General features: G+C 44.4%; 6 protein-coding genes and 1 tRNA gene. 2 read left to right on the forward strand and 5 right to left on the reverse strand.

Features of this window, described 5'->3' with window-relative positions; all coding sequences use genetic code 11:
• Positions 1 to 92: 92 nt before the first annotated feature.
• On the reverse strand, positions 93 to 1,325 hold the full coding sequence (locus R7M92_RS17760; protein WP_115386155.1) for a CinA family nicotinamide mononucleotide deamidase-related protein: 1,233 nt from the start codon (positions 1,323 to 1,325) through the stop codon (positions 93 to 95).
• Positions 1,326 to 1,516: 191 nt separating this feature from the next.
• On the opposite strand from R7M92_RS17760, the gene R7M92_RS17765 reads away from it, so the two are divergent.
• Together R7M92_RS17765 and R7M92_RS17770 are read left to right on the forward strand one after the other, a co-directional pair.
• The gene (locus R7M92_RS17765; protein WP_213963915.1) at positions 1,517 to 2,419 is read left to right on the forward strand and encodes a DUF3943 domain-containing protein; all 903 of its coding nucleotides are present in this window, start codon (positions 1,517 to 1,519) and stop codon (positions 2,417 to 2,419) included.
• Positions 2,420 to 2,640: 221 nt separating this feature from the next.
• A complete protein-coding gene (locus R7M92_RS17770; RefSeq protein ID WP_005376814.1) occupies positions 2,641 to 3,153 on the forward strand; it encodes a glycine cleavage system protein R in 513 nt (170 codons plus the stop codon).
• A 77-nt stretch (positions 3,154 to 3,230) separates the two neighbouring features.
• Here R7M92_RS17770 and nspC read toward each other — a convergent pair whose 3' ends face one another.
• From nspC to R7M92_RS17790, 4 genes are all read right to left on the reverse strand, one after another.
• Positions 3,231 to 4,364 carry a carboxynorspermidine decarboxylase gene (gene nspC / locus R7M92_RS17775; protein WP_005386789.1) on the reverse strand — a complete coding sequence of 378 codons (1,134 nt, stop codon included), beginning with the start codon at positions 4,362 to 4,364 and terminating at the stop codon, positions 3,231 to 3,233.
• Between the two features lie 103 nt (positions 4,365 to 4,467).
• Complete coding sequence (locus R7M92_RS17780; RefSeq protein WP_132936799.1) at positions 4,468 to 5,712, reverse strand: carboxynorspermidine synthase; 1,245 nt, start codon at positions 5,710 to 5,712, stop codon at positions 4,468 to 4,470.
• A gap of 18 nt (positions 5,713 to 5,730) precedes the next feature.
• Positions 5,731 to 8,607 carry a pyridoxal phosphate-dependent class III aminotransferase gene (locus R7M92_RS17785; RefSeq protein ID WP_186584860.1) on the reverse strand — a complete coding sequence of 959 codons (2,877 nt, stop codon included), beginning with the start codon at positions 8,605 to 8,607 and terminating at the stop codon, positions 5,731 to 5,733.
• A gap of 897 nt (positions 8,608 to 9,504) precedes the next feature.
• Positions 9,505 to 9,580, reverse strand: a tRNA-Gly gene (locus tag R7M92_RS17790).

The following is a 9,580-nucleotide window of genomic DNA, read 5'->3' on the forward strand; positions in this document are numbered from 1 at the left end:
GACTCGACGGTATAAAATGCAAAAGCCAAGGTAATCACCTTGGCTTTTTTGTCTCTGTTTTTTGTCTCTCAGACTACTGTAGAGAGCTTTGGTTATAAAGCACTGCTCGGGAGGTGCATCTCTTTAACTTTCTCTAAAAATGCATAATGCGCAAACATCGGTTTACGTTCTAGGTAGCGACGCAACAAGTCTAGAGCTGCCGTGCTGATCACTTTAACTTGATCACTGCGCTGATACTTTTTCGAGAGTTTATATAACGCTCCCCACTCGCCTGACGGTGTCGATAAAGCGACGGAAAAAACACCCTCTTCAATATGGCCAGTAACGAGTGATAAATCCGTCCCACACTTCTCTCGCGTAGCACCAGCCAGAGCAAACGTTTCTGCTAATGGATCTCCGCTGTTGGCCATCGCTTGAGTCAGGCTCGGTAGTATCCAACCATGCCCTAGTTGCTTTTCAGCGTTTTCATCGCCGTTTAGCCAGTACGTTAAGTATCCTCCGCTACTTTTTTCGGAGGTCGACACCGTTAGTCCTTTATCGACCAACAACTGGCCGACATTTTCAACCATAGGTAAGTCAATACTAACGGTATTACTCTCAAGGTGTTTATTAATTATCTGTACGAGTTTCAAACGCTGTTCAATCTGATCTGAAGGACCAAAAAGTTTCACTTCAATAAAAGGCAAGTAAGAGCGATACCCTAGCTCATAGCCTTGAGGAAGTTTTAGCTGATCTAGCTTATCTGAAATACCGGATTCAGATAGACCAAACGTGTAGATTCGACTACAACATGAGCCTTGAACATCTGGAAACACTCTTCTCAGATCGGGAAGAATTTGCGTCTCTGCCATGAGCTTAAATTCACTTGGTACACCCGGTGTGAAATAAAAAATGGCATCATTAATCAGCATTTTGAAACCGCAAGCAGTGCCTATCGGGTTGTCCAATATCTCTGCCGTTTCTGGCAGCATTGCTTGCTTTAAATTACTGTCCGGCATAGGGATGCCACGTCGAGCATACAAACTTTCTAGATGCTGCAACCACTCTTTGAATAGCACCAGTTTACAATCGGCGGCTCTCGCGGCGGCGGCAGCACTCATGTCATCCGTTGTAGGGCCTAAACCACCATTAACAATAACCACATCGTTGTTAAAGCTGAGCATTAAAAACTCTTCAACCAAACTCGATAGGCTATCACCAACCGTAGAGCGCTTTGTTAAGCCAAATCCATGTTGATAAAACAGGCTAGACAACCATGCCGCATTAGTATCAACAATATCACCGTGGAGGACTTCCTCACCAGTACTAAGCATTGCTATTTTCACAACTGACTCCTGAACGTAAGCACAATCCTATTTTCGTTATAGCGCTTATTTTTCTTTTTATTTGGACAAATCTCGCCGAGGTTTGTTGGGACTAAATAAGGGTCAAGTGTTTAAATGATTGATGTTTTGAGGGATAATTACGAGCCCGAACATACACCATTAACTCGGAGACCTTTGTGTCAAAATCATCCATGTTCAAGACGACTCTAACAGGCCTTTGCTTGGCTTCGTCAGCGCTTGCGCACGCAAGTCGCTATGACCTAAACCGTCATACAGAGTTTTCTTACACACCTGATTGCTTGTCAGGTTACTGCGAAACGACGACTCTGTACACCTTCGAGGCTCAAAATCGCGGTGTTATGTATGAACAGAATAATGATGATTCGCTAAACCTTGACGCAGGGCTTCAGCCTAAACATCTCATCATCCCTCAAGATAAAGACTGGGATTATCTGATGGGTCAAACCTACACCATTCTAGGTCTCAGTATCGCGACCGTAGGCATGATGACTTTTCTTCCAGAAAGTATCACCAAATGGGACGAAGAAGACCGAGACATGAGTAAGTTGGGGCAAAAGTGGAAAGATAATGTCTCTGACGGCCCCGTTTGGGATCGCGATGAACATGTCCTCAACTACATCATGCACCCATATTTTGGCGGCGTTTACTACACGGCAGCACGTCACGCTGGCTATAATGAATTTCAGTCGTTTTTGTACTCCGCAACTATGTCGACGTTCTTTTGGGAGTATGGCGTGGAGGCGTTCGCAGAAGTACCATCTTGGCAGGATATTTTTATCACACCATTCTTTGGTGCTGTTGTTGGTGAAATGATGTTAACGGCTGAGCAAGACATTATTGCAAACGGCGGCGAAGTTATGGGTTCTGAAACCGCAGGTGATGTTTCGCTCTTCTTCTTAAACCCTGTTGGACATATTCATTATTGGGTAACTGATGCATGGGGCGGTAGTGCAGAACTACAATTCAATTCATCACCTTGGTTTGGAAACCAAGATGTTGCAAAATTCGCCATGGACGCAGGCGCAAACTACGACAGTCAATTTTATGGTATCGAGTTAAAAGTAACCTTCTAATCCTAAGTTGATACTCGGTAAAAAGCAGCCTTACGATGGCTGTTTTTTTGTGCTCTGAACATTGTTTTAATTATTTGCATCACGAATTAGTGTTAAAAATTGACTTTCATCAAACATTACCCGCCCTTAGCACCTACACTAAATAAAAGGATTTATTCCAATAACTTAAGTAGCACGTTTATTCGTACTGCGTCCAAACCTTGATTCCAGGAGGGGACATTATGAACACCGTATTTATTGTTAATTTTGTCGGACAAGCGTCACCCGCCACGATTAAAGAGCTCGCTGCAATCACACACGAAAACGGCGGGAAATGGCTGATCAGCAAAGTAAACTTTATCGAAGACCAAGTTGCAGGTGTCATCAAAGTAGAGCTTCCAAGAGAAAATGCCGACATCGTTAAACAGGCGTTCTCTTCTTGTCAGACTCTTGTTGTTAGGTTCGTCGACTCTGAGCCTCACTCATATCGTGAAGACACTATCTTCCAACTTCGTTTAGATGCCAACGATAGAGCGGGTATTGTGAATGAAATTACTCACGTTCTCGATAATCAAGGTATCTCAATTTTAGATATGGATTGTCAGCGTGTATTCATTGCTGGAGGCGGAGGGGTAAGCTCTAGCTTATTCAGTGCTAAAATGGCGATAAAACTACCTAGCGAGCTAGAAATTGAAGACATAGCCAATGAGTTAGAATCTCTGAGTGAAGACACTCGTGTAATTGTAGAAAGCTAACTGCATACCTTTAACGCTTCCCCAATAAAAAGAGCAGCAATTCAGCTGCTCTTTGTCGTTCTAATACTCAATACGTTTTATTTCACTGACCACTGAGACAGTGAACGTTTGAAATCAGAGTAGTCAAATTCATTCAGTTTTTGAATGTCACCATTCGAGCGTTCACAGTAAACCGACGGCATACGTAGACCGTTAAACCAGTTCAGTTTCACCATGGTGTAACCGGCACTATCTAGAATATGCAGACGCTGTCCTATCTCTAGAGGCTGTTCGAAGTTCGCTACGCAGAACTGGTCACCAGCCAAACAAGAACACGAGCCGATCACATACTCATGTTCACCATTTTCAGATGCTTCAAGAATTGACGCTGGCTCATTGTAGATCAACGTATCTAAGCGGTGAGCTTCTGTGGCTGAATCGACAATCGCCGTCTTCTTTACGTTCTCTACAATATCAACCACTGTTACAACGAGATCAGTTGTCTTAGTAATTATCGCTTCACCCGGCTCTAAATACATTTGTACGCCGTGTTTCTCTGAGAACGCTTTAAGTGCTAACCCCAACTTCTCGATATCGTACCCCGGCCATGTGAAGAACACGCCGCCACCCATGCTTACCCAGTCCAGCTTATCTAGGTACTCGCCAAACTGAGCTGAAATAGCATCGAGTAAGCCGATAAACGCATCTACGTCTTTGTTCTCACAGTTCATGTGGAACATTACGCCATCAATACCATCAAAAATTTCCGGTTTGATGTGATCAGCCTGAACACCAAGACGAGAGAATTGACGCGCTGGGTTTGCTAAGTCTTGCCCTGCATAGCTCACACCTGGGTTTAGGCGCAAGCCAATCGATGCTTTGCCTTCGACAATATGACGATAAGCCGCTAGCTGTGACTGAGAGTTAAAGATCATCTTGTCACAGATGTCCGCCACATCGCGAACGTCATCTTCGCTGTAACCCACGCTGTATGCGTGTGTCTCACCACCAAACGTTTCGTAGCCAAGCTTCACTTCAAACGGGCCAGAACTTGTTGTTCCGTCTAGGTAAGGCTTGATGATGTCGAATACACCCCATGTTGAGAAGCACTTCAGTGCTAATACAAGCTTCACACCAGAGATGTCTTTTAGCTGTTTTGCTTTCTCTAAATTCTCAATCAGCTTGTCTTCATTGATCATGAAGTATGGCGTTTTTAGTTCGTTTTGTTGCATTTTGATACCTTACGTCCCTTCGCCTTAGCAAAGGCACTTTAAAATCGAACAAAGCCGACGCAAGTGCATCGGCTTAAACGTACAAATAAGAGTCGCTAAATTCTTACTTCAATTTATGGATAACAGGTTGTCCTGGCTCCAGTTCTTGAACATGCCAATCTAGACCGATAGATGGCATGGTTTCTAGGAATGGGTCAGGATCTAGCTGCTCCATGTTGAACACGCCTTTGTCTGCCCATTTGCCACGGAAGAACTGCAAAGCAGCAGTGATCGCAGGTACGCCAGTGGTGTATGAGATAGCTTGGTGTTCAACATCTTCGTATGCGACTTCGTGATCAGCGTTGTTGTAAATAAATACACTGCGCTCTTTGCCATCTTTCTTACCTTGAACCCAAGTACCGATACACGTTAGGCCAGTGTAGCCTGGTGCGAGAGATGTTGGATCTGGTAGTAGTGCTTTTAGCACGTGCAAAGGTTGAACAACCGTACCGTCATGAAGCGTTAGTGGATCTGGGCTGAGTAGACCGATGTCGCGCATCACATTGAAGTAGTTTAGGTAACGGTCACCAAAGCCCATCCAGAATTCGATGCGTTTCGCCGGGATGAACTCTTGCATAGATCGAACTTCGTCATGCGCCATTGAGTACACTTTGTGAGAACCACAATTCGGGAATTCAAACTCAAGCATACGTGAGTGACAAGGTACTTGTTTCCACTCGCCGCTTTCCCAGTAGAACGAATCGCCTTGAATCTCAAGCATGTTCGTTTCTGGATCAAAGTTAGTTGCGAACTTCTTACCGTGGTCGCCTGCGTTTACATCCATTACGTCGATAGTATCGATTTCATCGAACAGATGCTTCACTGCGTATGCGGCAAACACCGATACTACGCCCGGATCGAAACCAGCACCAAGAATACCTGTAATGCCCGCTTCTTCAAACTTCTCACGGTAACCCCACTGCCAATCGTAAGCTTGAGGTACTTGTTGGCCTTCAGAGCACAAATCAACCGCAACAGATGTATCAAGGTATGACACTTTAGCTTGGTAACATGCTTCCATAATAGACATGTTCACCCAAGGAGGACCTGCGTTGATCACTAAGTCAGGTTGTACTTCTTTAATTAAAGCAACTAAAGAATCTACGTCGTCCGCGTTTACCGCTCGCGCTTCTAATTTCTTAGTTGAATCTTTCAGATTGTTTTTCTTCTGAATCGATTCGATGATTTTCTCACACTTACCTACGGTACGTGATGCGATTGTGATATCACCCAGAACGTCGTTGTTTTGTGCTGCTTTATGTGCAACTACCCAGCCAACGCCGCCTGCACCAATCTGTAGAATTGCCATAGTTTTCCGTTACCTTTGTTAAACTAGCTCTGCCGCTAGCGTATTGATTTTTGAGAGCAAAGATTCAAAGTCCGCCGTCGTCAGACACGGGTTCAAAATCGTAAATTTCAATGCAGTTTTATCGTCGACAATGGTTTCACCCAATACCGCGATACCGCGTGTTAACGCTTCTAAGCGCAACGTTTTGTTCAGTTCATCAAGATCCGCTGATTCATGTGTCGCTCGGAACAGAACCGTAGATAGTGATGGTTCAGCCAACAACTCAAAGTGTTTGTTATCTCGAATCATGTCCGCCACTTCAAGCGTCTGTTCAAGCAAATGATCATACATATCGCCTAGGGCTTTTGGCCCTACGCTTTGCATCGTCATAAACACTTTGAGCGCATCAAAACGCTTAGTTGTCGCAATAGACTTATCCACCAAGTTCGGTAGTTCGTCGTGTTCGCGGTTCAAATAGTCTGCATGGTGAAGCAGGAATTTAAAGTTAGACTTGTCATTTACCAATAGCGCACCACAACTGATGGTTTGGTAAAACAGCTTATGGAAGTCTACGCTGATGGAATGTGCACGCTCACAACCTTTCAGACGCGCTTTTTGGCTACTTAGAATCAGAGCTCCACCGTATGCACCGTCGACGTGCATCCACATGTCATGTTTCGCTGCGATATCGGCGATAAAGTCTAAGTCATCAATAGCACCGTGATCCGTTGTACCCGCTGTGCCAACAATGGCAAATGGGATTAAACCTTCTGCTTTGGCCTGATTGAGAACTTCGTCTAACTTAGTGACATCCATCGTTCCATCGGCATTAGCATCGACGGTCATGACCGCTTTTTCACCCAATCCCATCCAAGACGCTGATTTTTGAACCGTGAAGTGGGATTTTTTCGAACATACAATACGTAGCTTGTCTGCGTATTCAGGAAGGCCAAGCTTTTGAATTGAGTGTGCACTGAGTTTGTCAGCAATCCAATCTCGCGCAAGCATCAAACCCATTTGGTTACTTTGCGTGCCGCCGCTCGTGAAGATACCGTCCGCTTTTGCACCTAACTCATATTTATCGCATAGCCAGTTCACAACTTTCTGTTCAACATAAGTCGCTGATGAAGCTTGATCCCATGAGTCCATCGACTGGTTCAAAGCCGCAATCATTGCCTCTGCCGCGATCGCTGGCATCAACGGTGGAGTATGTAGGTGAGCAATACAATCTGGATGTTGAGTAAAAATTGCGTTTTTCGCGACCAGCTCAGCAGCATCGTCGATAACGGATTTAAGAGGCGCATTTCCATTATCAAGATCAACGTCGTGAATCGCTGCTTCCAATGCTTTTGGATCCATACCTGAATACGGTGCAGTCACTTGTTCAAACACTGACTTCATTGCCGTAGTAGTGTGATTCATCACCGAAGCAAATTCATTGCTGCCCATCTCCCCAGTGTGGATGAAATGCTCCTTCCATTCATCTTGTGGCTGAGTTTCGATGTGACTACCGCCAGCGGCTAAAATCGCGTCTTCAAATACACGTAAAGCAAAGTCGATTTGCTCAAACGAGATGATAAGAGGAGGAAGGAAACGAATTACTGCGCCTTCGCGTCCACCTTTTTCAACGATCAAGCCACGCTCGAGTGCTGCGCGTTGAATAGAAAGTGTGAGTTCACTATCCGCTTGAGGTTCACCAAATTTATTGAGCTCACCGTCTGGATTTTTAATCTCCACGCCTAGCATCAAACCTTTGCCACGAACCTCTGCGATACAGTTTACACGCTTTTGAATACTCTCAAGGCCGTAACGCAGGTACTGACCCGCAATATTGGCATGCTCAACAAGGTTATCACGCTGGATAATTTCTAATGCTTTCGCACCAGAGACCATAGCTAGCTGGTTACCACGAAATGTACCTGTGTGCTCGCCCGGCTTCCATGTATCATGTTGCTTGTTGATAACCAATAGCGACATTGGTAAGCCACCACCAATTGCTTTTGATAAACACAGAATATCTGGAACAATGCCCGACTCTTCGAACGCGAAATTGTAGCCAGTTTTACCAATACCACACTGGATCTCATCGAAGATCAGTAAGATACCGTGTTCATCACAAATACGACGTAACTCTCGTAGCCAGAATGCTGGCGCAGGAACAACACCACCCTCACCTTGCACTGGCTCCACGATAATCGCGGCAGGCTTCATAATGCCTGACTCATCATCGTTTAAAAGACGATCGATATAGCGAATACTTGCTTTTGCACCTTCATCACCGCCAAGCCCAAAAGGACAACGCAGGTTGTATGGGAAAGGCATAAAGTGCACATCCGACATCAAACCAGTTCGACGAGCTTTGGTGCCTAAGTTACCCATCATCCCCATCGTACCATTAGTCATACCATGGTATGCGCCACGGAAGGCAAACATAGTGTTGCGACCGGTAGTCTGTTTCGCGAGCTTGATAGCAGCTTCAACCGCATCAGCTCCAGACGGGCCACAAAATTGGATAACGCTGTTCTCGCTTAACTCTTGAGGAAGAAAAGACTTAACAGATTGAATAAACGTCGTTTTTGCTGATGTTGCAATATCTAGCGTCTGATATGGCAGTCCTGAATCTAATTGCTCTTTCAGAGCTTGGTTTATTTCAGGATGGTTATACCCCAAAGCTAGAGTGCCTGCCCCCGCAAGGCAGTCTAGAAAGATCTGTCCACGCGTATCTTCAACCAAGCACCCAAAGGCTTGTTTAATTGCGATCGGCAAACGACGTGGATAAGAACGTACTTCAGATTCATGCTCAGCCTGATCAATCAATACTTGATCTGGCGTTAAGTCATACGTTCCCTCAACGATAGGAACCTGAGACGAAAAAATGTTTGCGATATTGCTATCGACTTCAAAGGCAGTGCTCATACTACATAATCCCTTGAATTATAATAATTCTGTATCCTGTATTAATAATCATTAGAATGAAATTACAGGAGGTGTGAAGACCCCTCCGCATTTGTCAGTGCATAAATGACAAATACAGATCATCCGCCACGATACTCGCGACTTTATATGTAAAAGGGATTAATCAAGGTTCTGTAATGCACCCGTTTTGTAAAACAGGACATTTCGGCAGTATGAAGCTGATTAGTGTGTGTTTATTCAAAGGTTTCAATGTTGGGTTTCCCATTAATATGCCGCGTTTACAGCATTAGTATCCCGTCTATCGACAAAAGGCTTTGCCGATACCTACCCTACGCAGTGTCACAATCAGCTTGAATGGTCACTACGCGTATCCCCCAGAGATCAAACGTTGTTAATTACGCTCCGAGATTGCGCGCGAATTTATCACAAAATAAAATCTTCTGGCAACGATTTTTCATATTAGTAACAGTGATGTAAATCACAACAAAACATACCCCATCGTAACTCGCATGTTCATATTCATGAGCTATGCTTTTCTGCTTCTCTCAAACAGCTGTTATTTAAACAAATATTCTTGAGATATCATCACCTCATCCAACAGAGGTTTAAGGTTGTGCTGCTTAATCGTAAAACATTCCTTTCAATATCCGGAACATTTAAAAAGATAGCATTCTCGTCACAGCTTTGCCTGGAGCAAGAGTGGTTATTCTCCACAAGTGATGGTTTAAACATAGACTAGTAGGAATGGCTAAGATGCTTTGCAATGGCAGAATGAACAATCACTTGAGTCAATTAGACAAAGGGTTCGTTACTTAACGAAGTCTGTGACAGAAAAGAAGTTTGAGATTTTCAAAAAATACGAAAAAGGCCTAACATTTTCATGTTAGGCCTTAAATCTGGAGCGACACACGAGGTTCGAACTCGTGACCTCAACCTTGGCAAGGTTGCGCTCTACCAACTGAGCTAGTGTCGC

The sequence above is a fragment of the Vibrio sp. Vb2880 genome (assembly GCF_033337975.1).
Classification (GTDB): domain Bacteria; phylum Pseudomonadota; class Gammaproteobacteria; order Enterobacterales; family Vibrionaceae; genus Vibrio; species Vibrio alginolyticus.

Bases quoted from the DNA above. Each gene is read 5' to 3' on its own strand.
- R7M92_RS17765 (WP_213963915.1), top strand. From the start codon at position 1,517: ATGTTCAAGACGACTCTAACAGGCCTTTGCTTGGCTTCGTCAGCGCTT.
- R7M92_RS17770 (WP_005376814.1), top strand. From the start codon at position 2,641: ATGAACACCGTATTTATTGTTAATTTTGTCGGACAAGCGTCACCCGCC.
- nspC (WP_005386789.1), bottom strand. From the start codon at position 4,364: ATGCAACAAAACGAACTAAAAACGCCATACTTCATGATCAATGAAGAC.
- R7M92_RS17780 (WP_132936799.1), bottom strand. From the start codon at position 5,712: ATGGCAATTCTACAGATTGGTGCAGGCGGCGTTGGCTGGGTAGTTGCA.
- R7M92_RS17785 (WP_186584860.1), bottom strand. From the start codon at position 8,607: ATGAGCACTGCCTTTGAAGTCGATAGCAATATCGCAAACATTTTTTCG.